We start from the raw sequence: 20,940 nt of genomic DNA on the forward strand, positions 1-20,940 counted from the left end.
CTAAAATAGACCAATTAATGAGCCAAGAATTCCGACAATTGCCATGCCACCTAAAATCGCTAAAGGTTTTACTTCTTTTTTCAATAAATAAAAAACAAAACCAAAGGATGCAAGCGGTAATAATTTAGGCATGATATCGTCAAAGATACTTTGAACCGTGACTGCATTTTTGCCACTTCCGCTGATTGTAATCGGGATAGTTAAATCAATCATGGAGGCGGTCATAGCACCTACCACCATCAAGCCAATTATTGAAGCGCCTAATGTGAGACTTTCCATCATGCCATTTGCTTGAATTTTTTTGAGAAAACCAGTTCCTAATTTATAGCCCCAACGATTCAGTAAATAACGAACAATCACATGGGGGACGTTAAAAATGAGTAAAAATAGAATTGGCCCTAACACATTCCCTTGTAAAGCTAACGAAGTTCCAACACCTGTTGCAATCAAGCGTAAGGTTCCCCAGAAAAAGGAATCACCTAAACCAGCTAAAGGTCCCATTAACGAGGTTTTAATACTATCGATTGTTCCAACTTCAAAATTTTCGTCCAGAACATTTTCTTCTTCCATTGCAGCATTAATTCCTAAAATAAACGTCACGATATGCGGCGTGGTATTAAAGAAAGCAAGATGCCGTTTTAAAGCTGCCGCCATCTCTTCTTTTTGAGGATATAATTTCTTTAAAATAGGGATCATGGCATAGACATAAGCCATATTCATCTGACGTTCATAATTCCATGAAAATTCCATTTGGAATGAACGCCAAAAGACTTGATTAAGTTCTTTTTTTGTAATTAAGTTTTCTGTCTTAGTTTTAGAAGTCTTCGTCATCATCAATTACCTCCCCACTTGTTGTTTGTATTGTTTCATTCTTTCCTTTGGCATAATTCATGATATTCACAACAATTACTGCTGTAATGGCACCCAAAATTGCTACTCCTGTTACAGGTAACTTAAAGTAAGCCATTAAGACAAAGCCTAAAAAGAAATATGGCGCCACTTGTTTGTTAATCAGTAAGCGTGCAAGCATCGCAAATCCTAGCGCTGGAATAATCCCAGTTGCAACAGACAACCCATGTTGAATAAATTCAGGGATCAGATCAAGTAAGCCTTTAATGGTGTTGCTGCCCACGGTAAATGAAATAGTTACAATGAGCGCTAGCATGAACGATAAGCCAAAGCCTGCAAGTAAATGCATGCGCTCCACCCCTTTATATGCTCCTTCTTCAGCATACTGATCAGCTTTTTGACTCATGATTGGGATGAGCAAACCCAAATAAATATTTTTAAGAATCAACGTTAACGTTGCGATTGGCAAGCCTAAGACTAAGGCTGTTTCTGTTCCTGCGCCAGCAGTAATAGCAAACGCTGTACCAAGAATCCCACCAGTCACTACATCAGGTGGGATTGATGCGCCCACTGAAAAAGAACCGATGAAAGCTAACTCTAAGGTCGCGCCCATGATTACGCCCGTTTTGACATCACCTAATACAATTCCGACAAATAAACCGGTTACAATTGGTCTTGAAAGCAACGAGGTTCCTAAAGCATATTCCGACTGCGCAATAAAAGCGATGCAACCTAAAAGAATCGCTTGTCCTATCATTTGTATTTCTCCTTTCTACAAGACATTTAATGCTGCTACTTTTTTGTCATTTGGGACTTGTCGAATTTCAACTTCACAACCATTTGCGACCAATTCTTTAACCATTTTTTCTTCATCCGGTGTGATATTAATTGCTTTAGAAATGTTTCGAGTATTTTCCCTTACTTTCATCCCTCCTAAGTTAATTTCTTTTATTTCTGGATAAGCAGTAGCCAATCGATAAGCATCTTCTACACTCTCAACTACAATAAAAAGTTTGTATTTTTCTGTAACACCACTTTTTAGTGCGGCAATCGCATCTTCAATCGTTTTAATGACCAGTTTTACTCCTGCTGGCTTAGCTAGCTTAATGGTTGTTTTTCAAATATCATTTTTAGGTACGTCATCATTTGCGATTAAAATACAATCGGCGCCTAAGCCTTGGGTCCATGAAAAAGCCACTTGACCATGTAACAAGCGATGATCGACTCTTAACAATTTAATCATTTCATTTCCTCCTAAAATTCTTCTTCTAAAATTTCTTTACTAGATAACTCATTACAATAACAAAGACTTTCTTGTCCGTTTTCAACGGCACGTTTTACTAAATCAACTAATGAATCAACAGTATTTATTTGGGTATATATTTCAATTAATGTTGCTAAATTTAATCCTGAAATTAAATGCATTGCTTGTTTCCCCACATAATTAAAGAATTCGTTATTCACGCTTCCGCCAAATAGGTCTGTAATCACAATTAATTCATTTTGTTGATTGTTCTTTAAAATGTCTTTGACCGTCTTGGCTAAATCATAAGGTTGTTCCATATAAGCGCAAAGACATTCCACATTCTTTGTTTCACCACAAATTAAAGCTAATGATGTCTGAATCCCTGCAGCGAAATTACCATGTGTTGCCAGAATAATTTTACGTTCCATTTTCTTCACCTCACTTACTTCTTTATATAGCAAAAAGAGTGCCAAAAAAGTGGCACTCCCTCCTTTTTATTTTAAAAATCGCTTTCTGCGTTGTTAAACTCCGTTTTTCCAAACAACACATCATAGACATAAAAAAGCTCCGATTCAGGTATATTGACACTATAAACTTTTTCAATGACACTAAACGCCTCTTTTAACTCTTGCAAGACCGTTCTTTGACACTGCTTTAGTTGTTCGGCGCCATTATAATTTTCAATAGGTTCATTCCGGATTAATCGTTCAATTAAACAACTGACATGGACATATACCGCTAATTTACGATCATTTTGAATTGTTTGTTGCCACCGCTCTTCTAATTGAATTAAAAAGACTTCTACTTGTCGAATAATTTTTTCTGTATCTAAAATCGTCACTGATTGAATGACCCGATCTAATGAAAAGTTCCGAATCAACTCATGATTTACATAAGACAGCATATCTTTAGTTAATTCTCTCTTTGTCCATTCTAAAAGGGTCGTAATTCCTTTTCCTGCAATCAACTCTTCTAAAGAGATGTACGGGAGGTCATTTGAAGACGGGTTGTTTGTACCGATGATGCCGACAATCTCATATTCTGGAAAACTTTCTTTGATCGACTCTGCATTACGTAATTGATTATATTCACAAGGAATAATCTTTAATTGTGCTTCCGCAGGTAAACTTTTTTCAAGTAAATCTCTAATTTTAACGGCTGTGCCAATTCCGGTACTACACGTTGTTAAAATGACACGTTCCGTTTTATTTTCAGGTAATATGATTTCCCATTCATTTGGATGAACCGTTAACGCTTTTTGGGGCAATTCTTCAAAAGAAACTTCGTCTTTAATGGCTTCTCCTATAGATAGAGCCAAGCTTGTTGTCACATTATTCATTAATAAAAAAGGACCTTCTTCTTCTGCCGGAAAATACTGATAAATTTCTTTCAATGAACCCATATCAAAAAGAATTACTAAACCATTCCTCGTTTCTTGACGTTCCATATAGTGAATTAAGTGTTCGGAAATTTTTTTGGGAGTAACATCTAACGGCATGTCAAACGATTGAAAAATTGGCACATTTAACAGCCGATTTGCAACATTCGCAATACTACTTGCTGTGGCATATCCGTGGGCAACAATCACCGCTTTCGGATAGTGACTTTCCTTTACTGAACCCGAATAGTGAAGATAAATGGTGACAATAATTCGATCCATCTGGGATAGTTCAATATCTAATGAACGTTTCACTAAAGTTAACAGTTGTTCAGCGTAGCCATAACTAGTTGCTAATTTAGTTTGAACTTCTGTTAAAAGTTCGTCAATGACTGTTGTAGGTTCTTTTTCTGGAAACCAATCAATACATCTTCGTTGAAACAGATAGGTGCTTAATGCATAGACTAAACTGCCATTAAACCGAATTTGATAAGACGATTCAATCGTTTCCAATAATTGACGGATATTTTGCGTAATAAACAATAGCATTTCGTGATTTTTCTCTCGCTTCTTTTCAAATAATAAATCATCGAATAAGCGTTCAATTTCTTTCGAGATGTCGTTATTGGCAGTGGAAAGATGATGATGGTGAGAGACATAAAGACGAAGGATTCGTTCATAACTCTGGATAATTCTTCTTTGCGCAAGCTCTGTTTCCTCTAACAAACTAATCAGATTTGTTTGCTCATCTAAACGAATAGGCAATTCATTTTCATTAGGAGCTAGTTTGATTGATTGATCCAGAAATTCTTTCGGTAGATCGTGTAAAGTGATTGGAATAACACGTTTATCAAGATTGGCGGCAAAGCTGCGTGCAGTAATAATTTTTATATTATTTCTTAATTCACCTACATTGCCTACATAATGGTGGTTTTCTAAAAGTTGGATAACTTGTGGCGTGATAGTAACTGCTTTTTGAATAGCTTGCTGTTCCTCATAAAATGCTCGCATAATTAATTGTTTTCTTTCCGCTTGAGTGCGTTCAGCAAGACTTGGGATTTTAATTTGAATAGGAATTCGTCTTAAAAATGTCGTTAAAAAGGTGCTAGAAATTTCTTCAGTTGTGGCAAAGCACAACCGACACGTAACAGGAATGGGCCGATTGGTTTCACCCATCCGATAAATAATACCCTGATCTAAAAATGTAAACAATTTTTCCTGCCCTTCAGGACTCAAACGATGAACTTCATCTAAAAATAAAACGCCCCCTTCTGCACTTTGAAAGGCTCCAATTTTATCGGAATCTGCTCCCGTAAAAGCGCCTTTAAGATGCCCAAATAATTGACTAGTTAAAAGCTCTGGATTGTTGGCATATTGCGCACAATTAACTGTCACAAAAGGTGCTGAATCGTCAAGTAGTTCTTTTGAAAGACAAAACTGATAATATAAGGATGCTAAAAAACTTTTACCCGTACCACTTTCACCTGTAATTAAGACAGGCAATCCACCGCCAGGATAAAGCGCTGCTATTTTTAATTGTTCGATGGTCTGGGCTAAACTACCTCGATAACCAATGACCGACTGAAAAAAATCACTTTTGCGATCAAAAACAGGCTGTTCATCGATCATTTCTTGGAAACTTTGATAAACAGTTCTTTTTAAAAGATAGTTTTGTTGTTGAAACGCTTCTTTATGAAAAAAGTAAACTGGTCGTGTATTGATCTTAACTAGAATCCCTTCTTCGTTTAACTGATTTAAATAGTGACTAGCTGTATTTCGTTTGATAGAAAATGTCGTTGCAATATTGCTTGCTGTGAAAATTTCACTGACTAAAGATGGTTCAAAAAAAGCTGTTTGATTGCGTAAATAATCAACAATTTGCATTTTTAACATAAAATCACCTCTCATTTATCATAACGTACCTAAAAAAAACGTCAATATTCAAAATTTCTTTTGTTATTTTTCTTTATATAAGGAGCCCATTTTTTATGTTATTTAATCACAGGAACCTGATTCTATCATTGCAGAATAGGCTTTCATTCAGTATACTGTAAATAGAGGAACAAGAAACGAATTGGATAATTAGGCACTGAAAGAACGCACCACCGTTCTGAATGTTTCGAAACACACAACAGGTTATCGAAATGACCATTGGAGAAAAATTCCTTTTTCTCCGAGGTTAGCGATTGTGACATGTTGCAATCGTTTTTTGTCCTTAAAATGTTGAGAAAAAGAAAAAAGGCACTTTGCATGTCAGCACCACCTGACAAACAAAGCCCTTCATAGACAGCACAACCTATCTATTCCAGTTGCCTTTTTTGCTAGTTACACTAGCTAATTTTAGTGTACCCGATTTTCAGTGAAATTACTAGCATCTTTAAAATTTTTACTGAAACGATCAGCCTGTGCAATGAACTAGTTTTCTTCAGCGGCGGCAACCGCTGAGAAGCTTTTTCTCAAATTTTAAGTGAATAATGTATCATAAACTTTTTTGGCATATCCATCCGTCATATTACATACAAAGTCCACCGCCATTTTCAAACGATAATAGTCTTTTTCTGCTTCTGTAGCGTTCTTTGCTTCTCTTCTATACAACGCTTTCGCGCTTTCCGAAATATTATTAAAGATTCGCTCCTCATACTTATTCATGGAAACTTTTTCATATTTCAGTACGACTGGAACAAATTCATCTAGTAAACGATTGATGATATTGAAGCCCAATACCTCTTGATCCAAAATTGTTTTTGTTTGAAAAACATAGACTCTAGAAAAGTTTTTTAATGCCTGAAAGCATTTCACTTCATCACAATCTTCAATGATAATTTCATTATGATAGATACCTCTCATAATTAAGTCATAATGATTAGCAAAATTTTTCGCTACGCTTTGACAAACAGCTCTTTGTGTCTTTCTCAAAAATTCTTGTAAGGTAGCTTCTTCTGTTTTATCTTTTTCTAACATTAAAAATTTTTTTGTTCCTGTTTGCCCATCAACAAACTGCTTTAAATCTTGATAGCTGTATAAACCATAATTATAGGCATCTTCGATATCTGAAAAAGTATAGGCGATATCATCTGAGGCTTCTAGCAAAAAGACTAATGGGTGTCGCTTATTTTGTGTTCCTGTCGCAAATTTAATGGCGTTAAACACTTGTTTTTCCGAGTAAAAATAGCCAACTTTTTTAGACAAAAGCTGTTGCTTATTTAATTGATCTGAAGATGCCGTATATTTGATAACTGTATCTAATGTCGTGGCAGTTAGTTTCATTCCTGCTTTAGAAGTCCCATTATCATGATGCAGTTTTGTTAAAAGTCGGATGGTTTGAGCGTTTCCTTCAAAGTTAAGAAAATCATTTTGTTGTTGCTCCGAAAAATCAGACCAACAAGCATACAAAGGACCATTTTTTTCAAACCAAATACGAATGGCTTCTTCCCCAAAATGTCCAAAAGGGGGATTGCCAATATCATGGATTAATGCAGCTGTTTCTAACAACCGATAGCATTCTGATAATTCCATAACCTCAATGTTTCGTTCGTTCAACTGTGAAATAACTAATCTAAGTATATCCCTGCTATGCATTGCCACTTCTAAGCTATGCGTTAAACGCGTTCTTACAAAATCATTACGTTCTAAAGGAAAAACTTGTGTTTTGTCTTGTAAACGTCTAAATGCATCACTTTTAATTACTCTACGATAGTCACTATCTAAAGATTTACGAAGTTCTGTGGCTAAATCAACTTGCTTATTTAACCAGTCATTTTGATATTGTTTACCATTATCAGAAATACGATATGTACCAACCAACTGACGCCAATTCATTTTCATTTATTACCTCCTCCAATTACTCTACCTTCTCTAAATAAGAGACGTAAATATTTTTACATTTACCAATATCACTGAATTCCCGATTGTTATACGCCTTATCCTTTTTCAATTTAAACCGCACTTTTTCGCCTTCTTGAAAAGTTCCCCACGTAAGAAAAAAGAATAGCCAATGGCTTTCATCCTCTGATAGCGTGTCTAAACCTAAACTTTTAGGCTCAATTAAGCTAGGTAATTTAAAACAGTCATACACCCCTTTTGCTGTGCCATACACAGGACGATGAGTGCTAAGAGTCGTTTCAAAATATCCCTTTTCATCAGGTTTTAAATAACTTGCTTGTCGAATCAGTTGTGTCAGTTTATTTTGGAATGGCTGAATATTTTTCTCAACGTTTAGTTCAAAATCTGGCTCAGCTTGTACATCTGTGTCATGAGATAACTTTTTTAATAAGCAGTTGATTTCATTAGTACTTGTCTTATCATTAAACGCAATCGCCAAACGCTCACTGCTAATAACACCTTTCATATCTTTCATAGAAAAATTATTTAACGCAATTGGATAGTGTTTATCTGATAGCATCCAAGAAGCACCCATTTCGTTTAAACATGGAATACTCTGATAATAATGATCAGATAAAAAATACAGCATGACAGGTTGATTGGTTAGCTCCCTTTTAATCGTGTCAAAAATTAATTCTCCTGGCTGTACACCTGTTTCAATAGCGGAACTATAAAAAATATCCTGTGTTCGAAACCCAAACTTTTTCAACAATTGGATAAACGCATCCACATATTCTTGATCCTTTGAACTATGACTAATAAAAATCTTTTTCCCGTTGCTCACTACTCAACATCCTCCAAGTTAAATTTGTATTTTCATTTTTTTGTGAAATTCTATACTATTTCTTTAAGCGTACAGCGTTATCTGAAACCAGTCAATACTAAAATTATAAAATAACAATTATTTTGTTTTATTAAATTTTTATATAATGTTGTTTTGTTAATGTTTTGTTATTTTTAAACAAGTGATTATAGAGCGATGTACGGTTGAAGTTATTTCTAATCTATTTTTTTCAATATTTTTATAAATATAAAAAAACACGCCTTTCTTTGCAGAAAGGCGTGTTTTTACGTCCGAGTATAAGGAGAATTGGTTCATTAACCAATTGTCCCTTTAAGCGTTATTCATTAAATGAATTATTTGTTTTTTAAGTTGTAGAAAGATTTTAAGCCTTTGTATTCAGCTACATCGCCTAATTGATCTTCAATACGTAATAATTGGTTGTATTTAGCAATACGGTCAGTACGGCTTAATGAACCAGTTTTGATTTGGCCAGCGTTTGTTGCAACAGCGATATCAGAGATTGTTGAATCTTCTGTTTCACCAGAACGGTGAGATACAACTGCAGTGTAGCCAGCTTCTTTAGCCATTTCGATTGCTTCAAATGTTTCAGTTAAAGTACCGATTTGGTTAACTTTGATTAGGATTGAGTTAGCGATACCTTTTTCGATACCTTCAGCTAATTTAGTTGTGTTTGTTACGAATAAATCGTCACCAACTAATTGAACTTTGTCGCCTAATACTTCAGTTAATTTTTTGAATCCGTCCCAGTCGTTTTCGTCTAAGCCGTCTTCGATTGAAATGATTGGGTATTTAGAAACTAATTCTTCGTAGAACGCGATCATTTCTTCAGTTGTTTTTTCGCCTTCTCCTGAGTCAGCTAAAACGTAAACGCCTTTTTCTTTGTCGTAGAATTCTGAAGAAGCAGCATCCATAGCAAGAACAACGTCTTTACCAGGAACATAGCCAGCTTTTTCGATAGCTTCGATGATTACTTCGAAACCTTCTTCGTTTGAACCTAAGTTAGGAGCGAAACCACCTTCGTCACCTACTGAAGTAGCTAAGCCGCGACCTTTTAAGATTGAAGCTAATGCGTGGAATACTTCTGCACCCATACGTAAAGCTTCTTTGAATGTAGGCGCACCTACAGGCATGATCATGAATTCTTGGAAGTCAATACTGTTGTCAGCATGTGATCCACCGTTGATGATGTTCATCATTGGAGTTGGTAATACTTTTGTATTGAATCCGCCTAAGTAATGATATAAAGGCACTTCTAGGTAATCAGCAGCAGCACGAGCTACGGCGATAGACACACCAAGAATAGCGTTAGCACCTAATTTACCTTTGTTAGGAGTTCCATCTAAATCGATCATTGCTTTATCGATAGCCATTTGATCGCGTACATCGTAACCGATGATTGCTTCAGCAATGATGTTGTTTACGTTATCTACAGCTTTAGTAACACCTTTACCTAAGTAACGAGCTTTGTCGCCATCACGTAATTCAACTGCTTCGTATTCACCAGTTGAAGCTCCTGAAGGAACCATTCCACGGCCGAAAGCTCCGCTTTCAGTGTAAACTTCTACTTCGATTGTTGGGTTACCGCGTGAGTCTAAGACTTCGCGTGCGTAAATATCAGTAATAATTGACATGTTTTGTCTCTCCTTTGAGTTTGTATTTATACTAAGGGGATTCCCTCATGTATGATTGTAGTTAATTCTCGCAAACTATGCAAACATTTTTTTGCAAAAGTCATTGAGAAAACGTTACCGTTAGTGATTTCTTATTTTACAGCATCTAATAAAGCTAGGAATGAGTCTGCTTCTAAGCTTGCGCCGCCGACTAAAGCACCGTCAACGTTTTCTTTTGCCATATATTCAGCGATGTTTTCTGGTTTAACAGAACCACCGTATTGAATACGAACAGCTTCAGAAACTTCTTTGCCGTATAATTTTTCAACTGTTGAACGAACAACACCACAGATTTCATCTGCAATATTAGCATCTGCAGATTTACCAGTTCCGATTGCCCAGATTGGTTCGTAAGCGATAACCATTGAAGCAACTTGTTCGTTTGATAAACCAACTAAGCCGTTAGTGATTTGACCTTCGATCCATTCCGCTGTTTTACCAGCTTCATACGTTTCTAAAGTTTCACCACAACAGAAGATTGGTGTCATACCATTTGCAAAGATTGCTTTGGCTTTTTTATTGATATCTTCATCTGTTTCGTGGAAATATTCGCGACGTTCAGAGTGTCCGATAATCACATAGTTTACACCTAAATCTGCAATTGCAGCTGGTGAGTTTTCACCAGTGAAGGCACCAGCGTTTTCCCAGTAGCAGTTTTGTGCAGCTAATTTCACTTCAGAATCTTTTAGGTTCCAAGCTAAAGGAGCTAAGAATAATGCTGGAGATCCAATCACAGCGTCAACAACGTCGTTTGATGGAACAGCATTTTTTACTGCTTCTGCAAAGCTTTGTGCTTCGCTTAAAGTTTTGTTCATTTTCCAGTTACCAGCGATAATTGGTTTGCGCATGAAAAGCACATCCTTTTCTTTTTTTAAAAATATTGTCTTTTAAACTGATTATTTATCGTTAATAGAAGCTAAACCTGGTAAAGTTTTGCCTTCTAATAATTCTAAACTTGCTCCGCCACCTGTTGAGATGTGAGAGAATTTGTTTTCGTAGCCTAATTGAATTGCTGCAGCAGCAGAGTCCCCACCACCGATGATTGTTGTTGCGTCTTCTAAATTAGCAATCGCTTCACAAACACCAATTGTTCCTTTGGCAAAGTTACTCATTTCAAATACGCCCATTGGTCCATTCCAAACAACTGTTTTCGCACCTTGTAATTCGTTAGCGAATAATTCAATTGTTTTTTCACCAATATCCAAGCCTTCTTCATCATCTGGGATTTCAGTTGAAGGAACCGTGTGGAAAGGAGCGTCATTGCTGAACTCTTTAGAGACAACTGTATCAACCGGTAAAACTAATTTGTCGCCAGCTTTTTCCATTAAGCTTTTCGCTAAGTCCACTTTATCTTCTTCAAGTAAAGATAAACCAACACTATAGCCTTGTGCTTTCATGAATGTGTAAGCCATACCGCCACCGATTAAAATTTTGTCGGCTTTTTCAATTAGGTTTTCAATGACAGCGATTTTGTCAGAAACTTTTGCGCCACCCAAGATTGCTACGAATGGACGTTTTGGATTTTCAACAGCTTCGCCGATGAATTTAATTTCTTTTTCCATTAAGAAACCAGCAACTGTTGGGATACCAGTTGAAGCAATTCCAACGTTTGAGGCATGTGCACGGTGTGCAGTACCAAAAGCATCATTGACAAATACATCGCCTAAAGAAGCCCAGTATTTACCCAATTCAGCGTCATTGCCGCTTTCTTTTTTGCCGTCAACATCTTCAAAACGAGTGTTTTCAAATACTAAAACGTCGCCATCTTTCATATTGTTAACAGCGTCTTCTAATTCTTTACCACGTGTTTCTGGAACAAAAGTAACTGGTTGACCTAGTAATTCGCTTAAACGTTCAGCCACTGGTTTTAATGATTTGCCAGCTTTGTCTTCTTCTGTTTTTACACGACCTAAATGAGAGAAAAGAATTGCTTTTCCGCCATTTTCAATCACGTATTTGATTGTTGGTAAAGCCGCTACGATACGATTATCGTTTGTGATCACGCCATCTTTTAACGGAACGTTAAAGTCAACACGGACAAGGACTTTTTTGTCTTTTAAATCTACATCTTTAATTGTCTTTTTAGCCATGAGTAGACCTCCTGTATTGTCAATTTTAGGATTTTTCTTTTTTAAAAAAAGAAAGCGGAGAAGCGCGTTGCTTCCCCGCTTATTATTTCACAATTGTTCAAATTTCACTAATGATAAGAATGAATCTTATAAGTTAGCGAAGTATTCTAAAGTACGAACTAATTGAGCAGTGTATGACATTTCGTTGTCATACCAAGCAACAGTTTTAACTAATTGTTTGTCGCCAACTGTCATCACTTTTGTTTGAGTTGCATCGAATAATGAACCGTAAGTCATACCTACGATATCAGAAGAAACGATTTCGTCTGTGTTATAACCATAAGATTCGTTAGCAGCTTTTTCCATTACTGCATTTACTTCATCAACAGTAACTTCTTTGTCTAATACAGTAACTAATTCAGTTAATGAACCAGTTGCTACAGGAACACGTTGAGCAGCGCCATCTAATTTACCGTTCAATTCTGGGATTACTAAGCCGATTGCTTTAGCAGCACCAGTTGAGTTAGGTACGATGTTTGCAGCAGCAGCGCGCGCACGACGGAAGTCGCCTTTAGGATGTGGTCCGTCTAATGTCATTTGGTCACCTGTGTAAGCGTGGATAGTTGTCATTAAACCTTCAACAACACCAAAGTTGTCATGTAAAGCTTTAGCCATTGGAGCTAAGCAGTTTGTAGTACAAGAAGCGCCTGAAATTACAGTTTCTTCTCCAGTTAATGTTTCATGGTTTGTGTTGTAAACGATTGTTGGTACATCGTTACCACCAGGAGCTGAAATAACTACACGTTTTGCACCAGCAGTTAAATGTTTTTCAGCAGCTTCTTTAGAAGTAAAGAAACCAGTACATTCTAAAACGATGTCTACGCCTAATTCGCCCCATGGTAATTCTTCAGGGTTACGGTTAGCTAAAACTTTGATTTCTTTGCCATTAACGTTGAATGAACCTTCGTGAACTTCAACTGTACCGTTGAAACGGCCTTGAGTTGTGTCATATTTTAACAAGTGTGCTAACATTTTAGCATCTGTTAAGTCGTTGATTGCAACTACTTCGATTCCTTCTACATCTTGGATACGACGGAAAGCTAAGCGTCCGATACGTCCAAATCCATTAATACCTACTTTAACTGTCATTAAAGATTTCCTCCTTATGAAAATCAAAAATTTTTTATTTTAAAGGGTTACCCCTTTTAAAATCTCGTTTGCAGCAGCTTCATCTGTGATGAGCCACGTTTGTTTTGGTGCATTTTTCATATATGCGCGAATGGCTTTGGCTTTCGTTTTGCCGCCCGCAATTGCGACGACATAGGGAATTTCTTGTAAGTTTTTTAATTGAAGGCCAATTCGTGGAATTTTATAGACCACTTTTCCTTCTTCATCAAAGAAATAACCAAACGATTCTGCCACGGCATTTTTTTGTTTGAGCATAACCATTTCGTCATCAGACATTTTTCGGCGTGCCGCCATGTGCAACGCTCGACCAATACTGTGCACCACACAGTTGGCATGACTAATTAACGTAAGAACTTCTTGAATCGAGGGTTCTTGTAATAAACTATTATACGTTTCACGACTCAATTGCTCTGGGACATATAACGCCCGGTAGTTACCACCCGTTTTGTTGGCCATTACAGCACTAATTGAATTGGCTTGGACAGAAACTGCTTCACCAATCCCTCCTCTGGCTGGAACAAACAAATTATGACGTTTTTCAGTTTCTAGTGATCCCATATTTTCGGCCACCATGGCCATTGTTGTCCCACCCATAACCGCAATTGTATTCTCACCATTTGGTAAGAGTAAATTCAGCGTATTGGTTAAGACATCTCCAAAGTCCGAAAGAACTTTCTTTTGGATATCACTATCTCCTGCAACAACGATACAACGTTGAATGCCAAAGTACTGTGTCATTTCTTTTTCGATTTGGTGCATGCCAAGCAATTGATTCATGACTAATTCTAAGCCTTGGTAGACTTCCAAACCGCGTTCTGTTAATGTCATTCCGCTTTTTGAAGGTTCAATCAGGTTGAGCTGCTTCAAAACATCTGTTTCTGTACGCAAGACTCGCTCTGTAATTCCCATCGTTTCTGATAAACTTCTACGTCCAATAGGTTGCATCCAATAAATATTGCGAAGAATTTGGAATCTTTCTTGTAATACATCGAGCATATCTGGAGCAACTGCTTCAATCATTTTAAATTCTTTTAACATGATGCGCTCCTTTTGTGGGTCGAAATATGTCCAAGTAAGACTGAAAACGACCTATGAACTTTAAAAAAATAGAATTGATGTTCGTTTTTCCTACTATTTATTCATAACAGTATTAAAAGTACTTATCAATTACACACTTAGTGTACCAGTTTTTTTAGGTCTTTTCAATAAAAATGATTCTTTTTTCATCGTTTTCTTTCAAATCCAAACAAAGCATTCGTTTGCGAGAAACAATAGCGACTTATTTCCGAATAATTAGATTTAATTAAACCAAAAGCAAAGGAATTCACGAACGTCTTTCAATTAACTTCTTGTTTAAATGGGAATTTCAGGTCCTCACACAAAGCATTTTTTACTTATTTTTCAAAAAAAGCAACGAAAGAATAGACACAGCCATTCTCTCGTTGCTTCATACCCTTTTATTTGTAATCTTCTTCGTAAAAACGTCCTAAAATTTTAACATTATCTGAGATGCTGACAAAGGCATTCGGATCACTTTCTTTCATGGCTGCTTCTAAACTTGGCAACTCAAAGCGTGTCACAATAGTTAGCAAAACAGTTTGGCGGTCGTGGCGATATGCCCCTTCCGCTTCATGAATAATTGTAATACCGCGGCGCATTTTCTTTTGAATCTCATCCACGACCCGATCTGGGTTTTTGGTGACAATCATAACTTGCATTTTCTTTTGCTTAGTATAAACGGCATCTGTGACCTTCCCACTTACAAAAATTGATAACGCACTGTAGAACATGTACTGCCAGCCAAATAAATAACCTGCAACGAAGACAATTAGTGCGTTAAAATAAATTGAAATCGAGCCAACGGAACGCCCCGTTTTTTTCCGAATGGTAATGCTTAGAATATCTAAGCCCCCAGAAGAAACCCCGTTTTTTAAAACAAAACCAATTCCTGATCCAGAAATCGCCCCACCAAAAATAGCACAGATAATTGGATCTTGAGTCATCACCGTTTGCGGAACAATATGCATAAATAATGAAGTTAAAGTCACGGTAATGAAAGTAAAAATTGTAAACTTCTTACCTATTTTTTTCCACGCAATAAAGAATAACGGCACATTTAAAAGATACAATGTAATGGAGACAGGCACATTAAAACCGACAATTTTTGTTGAGAGGGTTGTTAAAATTTGTGCCAAGCCTGTTAAGCCACTGGAATAAATATTTCCTGGTTGATAGAAAAAGTTCATGGCAATTGATGCAAGAATAGCATAGACAATCGACACAGAAAATTTTGTTGTATAGTCATGAACTGGCAGTCCGTCATAAATTTTTTTCATAAATAATAGCCTCGTTTCAGGTTTTCAATAAATTACATTTCTTTTCATATTATACGTGGTTTACCGAGAGAAAAAAAGAGATTCCTATAATAATTACGGAAGATTCATCAAATGTTTATAGAAATGAAAAAAGAACGAAATCTTAACGATTTCGTTCTTGGGTTGTTTCATAATGGGCTCTTGGTCCACCAATATATTTAGGACGAGAATATAATGCTGTAACATGGGCCGCACCTAACGTTCGAATGCTCAAGCGAAGAGGAACTTGCACATGTTTTACATGCATACCGATAGATGTATCGCCAATGTCAATCCCTGCTTGAGCAACAATATGCTCCACTTCCACAGGTTCATCAAATTTTTCAAAGGCAGCCACTGAACAAGAACCGCCAGCATGTAATTGTGGTACTACCGAGACAATTTCAAAGCCTTTTTCTTCAGCCACACGACGTTCCATCGCTAAAGCACGATTAATATGTTCGCATCCTTGGACAGCCAAAGAGATGCCTTTTTTATCTAATTGTTCAATTAAGGTTGAGACAATCCATTGTCCTACTTCGGCACTGGAATTTTTACCAATGACGCCACCTACTACCTCGCTAGTGGTACAACCTAAAACAAATAGGTCCCCTTTTTGTAAATTTCCTGCTGTAATGACTTCTTCTGTAATTGTCACTAACTGTTCTTTTAACATTTTTTCATCGATAGTCATTTGTTCATCCTTCTTTCTTCTAAACGACCATTTTTTGGTAACACACGTTTTAATGTTTGACTAAGAGGCAATGCTACAATCACCCCAAATAAGGATTGAATGATATTCCCTGGTAATGAGGCAATCCCCGCACCCACGCCATAAAGCCAGCTAGTCGCTAAAGCATACCCGCTAATCATGAGGAGACTGGCTAAAAGTAATCCTAGCGTTTGCATCTTTTTATTTTTATTAAAGAAGTGCCCTGCTAACCAACCTTGTCCGCCATGAATCAATAACGAAAAAACGAACCATTGTGGATAGCCTGACAATAAATCAATTAAACCACCGCTTAAAGCTCCGACTGTCAAGCCACCAATCGGACCAAAAAGTAAACTAGCAATGTAAATCCCTGCATCCGCCAATGTAACAAAGCCATTTGTTGCTGGGACGGGGATAATAAAGACCATTGACACAGCCACTGTTAAAGCGGTAATTACTGCATATAGACTAATTTTTCTTGTCATTATCCGCCACACCTCCTGCTAGTAATCCTTCATGCCACACACTTCCAAAAGCTGCATTTAGCTGGACCCCAGAAACAATGGCTTCATGAACGTATGTTTTTGCTAAATCAACTGCTTCAATTAACGGATATCCTTTAACTAAATTCGCACCAATTGCAGAGGCAAAGGAACAACCAGCGCCATCAATGGTGTGGGCCATTACTTTTTCTTTGACCAATTGAATATGTTGTTGTCCATCATAAAAAAAGTCACGTGCTTCTTGGCCAAGCCAACGATTACCACCTTTAATCACCACCGTTGCCGCTCCTAAAGAGTTTAACTCTTCCGCCGCTTGTTGAACTTCTTCGACGGTTGTTAATTTTCTGCCAATGAGTAATTCTGCTTCTTTTAAATTAGGCGTTATAATCGTTGCGAATGGAAAAAGTTTTTCAATCAATAACTGCATGTATCTTTTTTCATAAACTGAAGTCGTTTCTTTAAAAGCCAAGACAGGATCCAACACCACCGGCAGACCTGCGTGCTTTTTCAAAAAGGTTGCAATTTGTAGCATACTTTCTTCACTGTGAATCAAGCCAATCTTGATGCCGTCTAAACTCCCGGCAGGTATGGAAGCGAGTTGCTCTTTCACCAAAGAAGTCTCCAGGTCATGAATCTGAAAATGATTCTTGGGGGCTGTAGCAAGGCAAGTTAAAGTTGATAAGCCAAAGACTTGATGATTTTCAAACGTTTTTAAATCTGTTTGAATCCCGCCACCTGAAAAAGGATCGGAACCGCCAATTGTTAAAATTATTTTTGTCATTTGTTTCGCTCCTTTATACACTCAGTTATCATACAAAGTTTTCTAAAAAGAAAAAACAGCCAATTGGCAGATTTTTAGCTCAGCCACTTTTTATTTTGTTATCCTTTTCCTTCCCAAAGAAAGAGTGACCTCATCCGTCAATGAAGTCACTCTTTCTTTAGATTTAACATTTATTCGTCAATGGCTGTTACATCAATGTTTAATTCAAACAATTGTAATGGAGAAACTAAACTTGGTGCGTTGTTCATTGGGTCAATTGCTTTCCCGTTTTTAGGGAAGGCAATCACTTCACGAATATTTTCTTCCCCAGCCAATAGCATTGCTAAGCGGTCTAGCCCTAAAGCAATCCCTCCATGTGGCGGGAAGCCGTAATCTAATGCGTCTAGCAAGAAACCAAATTGGTCTTGTGCTTCTTCTTTTGTAAAACCTAACGTTTCAAACATTTTTTCTTGTAATTCTCGTGTATGGATCCGTAATGAGCCACCGCCTAATTCGTAGCCGTTTAAGACAACATCGTAAGCTTCAGCATACACAGAGGCTGGGTCTGTTGCTAAGCGGGCCACATCCTCTGCTTTTGGTTGTGTAAATGGATGATGAGCAGAAACATAGCGGCCAGCTTCTTCATCATATTCAAACAACGGCCAATCCACAATCCATAAGAAATTGAATTTCGATTCATCAATTAAACCTAATTCTTTACCTAAACGTGTACGTACCGCACCTAAAGCAGCGGCTACGATTTCAGGTTTATCGGCACCAAACATTAAAATATCACCGACTTCTGCATTGGTAGCAGCAATTAATTCATCACTAACTTCTGTTAAGAATTTAGCAATTGGTCCTTTTAAGCCATCTTCTTCAACTTTTAACCAAGCTAAGCCTTTTGCACCAAATTGACTCACATACTTACCTAAGTTATCCATATCTTTACGAGAATACTTATCTGCGGCGCCTTTTGCATTCAAAGCCTTCACATGTCCACCATTTTCCAACGCTGCTTGGAAAACTTTGAAGTCTACGTCTTTCACTACATCTGCAACATCAATTAATTCCATAGCAAAACGAGTGTCGGGTTTATCGCTACCATAGCGTGCCATCGCTTCGTCATAGCTCATTCGTGGAAACGGAACAGAAATCTCAATTCCTTTTGTCTCTTTCATCACTTCAGCCAACATATTTTCTGTATATGTTTGAATTTCTTCTGGTGTTAAAAAGGTCGTTTCGATATCGATTTGTGTAAATTCTGGTTGACGGTCGCCTCGTAAATCTTCATCACGGAAACAACGAACGATTTGGTAATAGCGATCGAAGCCTGCCCCCATTAATAATTGTTTAAAGAGTTGTGGTGATTGTGGCAAAGCATAAAAATGACCGGCATGGACACGAGAAGGAACCAAATAATCGCGAGCGCCTTCTGGTGTTGATTTGCCTAAATAAGGAGTTTCAATGTCTAAAAAGTCATGATTATCTAAATAGTGACGGATTGTTTTCGTTACTTGGTGACGTAATTTAATGTTGTTTGTCATTGATGGACGACGTAAATCTAAATAACGATATTTCATGCGCAATTCGTCATTAACGTTATTATCATCTTCAATGGTAAATGGCGTTGTTTTCGCAGTATTTAAAATCGTAATGTCAGTCGCCATCACTTCAAACTCGCCAGTTTTCATTTTGGGATTAATCGCTTCTTTATCACGATAAACGACTTGACCTTTAACTTCGATGACGTATTCACTACGACATTTATCAGCAATTTCCCATGCTTCTTTTGACTTTTCTGGGTTAAAGACCACTTGGACGATTCCTTCACGGTCACGTAAATCAATAAAGATAACGCCTCCTAAGTCACGACGTTTTTGAACCCATCCTTTTAATACAACTTCTTTTTCAATAAATTCGGCAGATACATTGCCGCAATAGGTTGTGCGTTTTGCCATTTCTCAATCTCTCCTTTTTATTCTTCAATCATTTTTGTCATCATTTCGTCATACACTTCATCAAATGAATCATGAATAGCACTTAACGGGAAGGCTTTTTCTTCGCGTGTTGCCATTGATTTTACGTTGACAATGCCTTCATTCAATTCATTTTCACCGATTGTTAAAACTAATTTTGCTTGTAATTTATCGGCCGTTTTAAATTGCGCTTTTGGTTTGCGATTCATGTAATCACGATCAGCTGAGAAACCAAAGTTACGAATGCTTTGAACAAGTTGCAAAGCTGCGACGTTGGTTTCTGAACCAATCCCAACCACATATGCGTCTAATTCAGATAACGCTGGAATCACAACTTCTTCAGCTTCCATTGTTAACAACACTCGCTCAATGCCCATACCAAAACCAAAACCTGGTGTGTCTGGGCCGCCTAATTCTTCAACTAAACCATTGTATCGGCCTCCTGCACAAATAGTTGATTGCGCACCCATTTTAGGCGCTTCACTCATAATTTCAAAAATTGTGTGTGTGTAATAATCCAGACCGCGAACCATATTACTATCAATTTCATAAGGAATTTCTAGTAAATCTAACATATCAGTTACTGCTTCAAAATGTGCTTTAGATGGTTCATTTAAATAATCTAAAATGGAGGGCGCTTCTGCGACGATCACCTTGTCTTTTTTATCTTTGCTGTCTAACACCCGCAATGGATTTTCGTGTAAGCGACGTTGTGAATCCTCGCTTAATTCTGCCATATGGGGCTCTAAATAATCGATTAATGCTTGACGGTACGTAGCACGTGTTTCTTTATCCCCTAAGGAATTAATAACTAATTTGATTTGTTGGATGCCTAATTGTTTGAAGAAGTCCAAAGCCATAGCCATAATTTCAACATCCAATGCTGGGTTTTCACTACCAAATGCTTCCACACCAATTTGATGGAATTGACGCAAACGACCAGCTTGTGGGCGTTCATAGCGGAACATCGGCCCCATGTAATAGGTTTTATATGGTTTCGTATATTCCGGACCATATAATTTATTTTCAACGAAGGCCCGAACAATTGGCGCTGTCCCCTCAGGACGTAGCGTCACGTGACGGTCTCCTTTATCATAAAAATCATACATTTCTTTTGAAACAATATCTGTAGTATCGCCAACACTGCGAGATATCACTTCATAATGTTCAAAAATCGGGGTTCTGATTTCTTGGTATTGATAATCTTTAAAAATCAAACGAGCTGTTTCTTCCACAAATTGCCATTTTTCAGAAGTTCCTGGCAAAATATCGTTTGTTCCTTTTGGTTTTTGATAACTCATTGTCTTTCTCTCCTTCTATCATTCCACAAAAATGTGTGCGCCATTTTCTTTTTTCTAAAAATGAAAAAAGCCCTTGTATGTTGAACATACAAGGGCGTAAAAGTCTCTTTTACACGGTACCACCTAGTTTTGAAAGATTTGACTCTTTCCTCAACGATTAACGCTCGTAACGGGACGGCTTTTCTTCCGTCCATCTCCAGAATGTCTTTCACTTTCACTGTTGAAGTTGCTCTCAGCCACGGCA

At 37.3% G+C, this 20,940-nt stretch carries 19 protein-coding genes and 1 pseudogene; all 20 read right to left on the reverse strand.

Annotation, left to right across the window (positions count from 1 at the left end; all coding sequences use genetic code 11):
• On the reverse strand, positions 1-834 hold the full coding sequence (locus PYW42_RS08405; RefSeq protein ID WP_002384383.1) for a PTS system mannose/fructose/sorbose family transporter subunit IID: 834 nt from the start codon (positions 832-834) through the stop codon (positions 1-3).
• Positions 815-1,606 (reverse strand): PTS mannose/fructose/sorbose/N-acetylgalactosamine transporter subunit IIC, encoded by a 792-nt coding sequence (locus tag PYW42_RS08410; RefSeq protein WP_002411382.1) that lies wholly within the window; start codon positions 1,604-1,606, stop codon positions 815-817. Before PYW42_RS08410 ends, PYW42_RS08405 begins: the two co-directional genes overlap by 20 nt.
• Positions 1,607-1,621: 15 nt before the next feature.
• Positions 1,622-2,092: pseudogene (locus PYW42_RS08415) on the reverse strand (PTS sugar transporter subunit IIB).
• An 11-nt stretch (positions 2,093-2,103) separates the two neighbouring features.
• On the reverse strand, positions 2,104-2,523 hold the full coding sequence (locus PYW42_RS08420; RefSeq protein WP_002389037.1) for a PTS sugar transporter subunit IIA: 420 nt from the start codon (positions 2,521-2,523) through the stop codon (positions 2,104-2,106).
• Positions 2,524-2,594: 71 nt separating this feature from the next.
• The gene (locus PYW42_RS08425; RefSeq protein WP_010816131.1) at positions 2,595-5,366 is read right to left on the reverse strand and encodes a sigma 54-interacting transcriptional regulator; all 2,772 of its coding nucleotides are present in this window, start codon (positions 5,364-5,366) and stop codon (positions 2,595-2,597) included.
• A gap of 143 nt (positions 5,367-5,509) precedes the next feature.
• Complete coding sequence (locus PYW42_RS08430; RefSeq protein ID WP_002357102.1) at positions 5,510-5,725, reverse strand: hypothetical protein; 216 nt, start codon at positions 5,723-5,725, stop codon at positions 5,510-5,512.
• Between the two features lie 211 nt (positions 5,726-5,936).
• Positions 5,937-7,298 (reverse strand): deoxyguanosinetriphosphate triphosphohydrolase, encoded by a 1,362-nt coding sequence (locus PYW42_RS08435; RefSeq protein WP_002400674.1) that lies wholly within the window; start codon positions 7,296-7,298, stop codon positions 5,937-5,939.
• Positions 7,299-7,314: 16 nt separating this feature from the next.
• Positions 7,315-8,139 carry an NAD(+) hydrolase TcpF gene (gene tcpF / locus PYW42_RS08440; RefSeq protein ID WP_002400675.1) on the reverse strand — a complete coding sequence of 275 codons (825 nt, stop codon included), beginning with the start codon at positions 8,137-8,139 and terminating at the stop codon, positions 7,315-7,317.
• A 353-nt stretch (positions 8,140-8,492) separates the two neighbouring features.
• The gene (gene eno / locus PYW42_RS08445; RefSeq protein WP_002357098.1) at positions 8,493-9,791 is read right to left on the reverse strand and encodes a phosphopyruvate hydratase; all 1,299 of its coding nucleotides are present in this window, start codon (positions 9,789-9,791) and stop codon (positions 8,493-8,495) included.
• 131 nt (positions 9,792-9,922) lie between these two features.
• Positions 9,923-10,678, reverse strand: a complete 756-nt coding sequence (gene tpiA / locus PYW42_RS08450) for a triose-phosphate isomerase (RefSeq protein WP_002362045.1) — start codon at positions 10,676-10,678, stop codon at positions 9,923-9,925.
• Between the two features lie 48 nt (positions 10,679-10,726).
• On the reverse strand, positions 10,727-11,920 hold the full coding sequence (locus tag PYW42_RS08455) for a phosphoglycerate kinase (RefSeq protein ID WP_002357094.1): 1,194 nt from the start codon (positions 11,918-11,920) through the stop codon (positions 10,727-10,729).
• Between the two features lie 126 nt (positions 11,921-12,046).
• Positions 12,047-13,048, reverse strand: a complete 1,002-nt coding sequence (gene gap, locus PYW42_RS08460; protein WP_002357093.1) for a type I glyceraldehyde-3-phosphate dehydrogenase — start codon at positions 13,046-13,048, stop codon at positions 12,047-12,049.
• Positions 13,049-13,087: 39 nt separating this feature from the next.
• Positions 13,088-14,125, reverse strand: coding sequence for a sugar-binding transcriptional regulator (locus PYW42_RS08465; RefSeq protein WP_002357092.1), 1,038 nt, complete (start codon positions 14,123-14,125; stop codon positions 13,088-13,090).
• Positions 14,126-14,544: 419 nt separating this feature from the next.
• Positions 14,545-15,423, reverse strand: coding sequence for a YitT family protein (locus PYW42_RS08470; RefSeq protein ID WP_002357090.1), 879 nt, complete (start codon positions 15,421-15,423; stop codon positions 14,545-14,547).
• 142 nt (positions 15,424-15,565) lie between these two features.
• Positions 15,566-16,135 carry a TIGR01440 family protein gene (locus PYW42_RS08475; protein WP_002365825.1) on the reverse strand — a complete coding sequence of 190 codons (570 nt, stop codon included), beginning with the start codon at positions 16,133-16,135 and terminating at the stop codon, positions 15,566-15,568.
• Positions 16,132-16,638 (reverse strand): ECF transporter S component, encoded by a 507-nt coding sequence (locus PYW42_RS08480; RefSeq protein WP_002357086.1) that lies wholly within the window; start codon positions 16,636-16,638, stop codon positions 16,132-16,134. The genes PYW42_RS08475 and PYW42_RS08480 overlap by 4 nt, the downstream gene beginning before the upstream one ends.
• Positions 16,622-17,458, reverse strand: a complete 837-nt coding sequence (locus tag PYW42_RS08485; RefSeq protein WP_002385835.1) for a bifunctional hydroxymethylpyrimidine kinase/phosphomethylpyrimidine kinase — start codon at positions 17,456-17,458, stop codon at positions 16,622-16,624. The genes PYW42_RS08480 and PYW42_RS08485 overlap by 17 nt, the downstream gene beginning before the upstream one ends.
• Before the next feature lie 149 nt (positions 17,459-17,607).
• On the reverse strand, positions 17,608-19,377 hold the full coding sequence (gene aspS / locus PYW42_RS08490) for an aspartate--tRNA ligase (RefSeq protein ID WP_002360034.1): 1,770 nt from the start codon (positions 19,375-19,377) through the stop codon (positions 17,608-17,610).
• Positions 19,378-19,394: 17 nt separating this feature from the next.
• Positions 19,395-20,696 carry a histidine--tRNA ligase gene (hisS, locus tag PYW42_RS08495; RefSeq protein WP_002362049.1) on the reverse strand — a complete coding sequence of 434 codons (1,302 nt, stop codon included), beginning with the start codon at positions 20,694-20,696 and terminating at the stop codon, positions 19,395-19,397.
• Positions 20,693-20,914 carry a hypothetical protein gene (locus PYW42_RS08500; protein WP_002383130.1) on the reverse strand — a complete coding sequence of 74 codons (222 nt, stop codon included), beginning with the start codon at positions 20,912-20,914 and terminating at the stop codon, positions 20,693-20,695. The genes hisS and PYW42_RS08500 overlap by 4 nt, the downstream gene beginning before the upstream one ends.
• Positions 20,915-20,940 lie beyond the last annotated feature (26 nt).

The organism is Enterococcus faecalis, assembly GCF_029024925.1.
GTDB classification, from domain to species: domain Bacteria; phylum Bacillota; class Bacilli; order Lactobacillales; family Enterococcaceae; genus Enterococcus; species Enterococcus faecalis.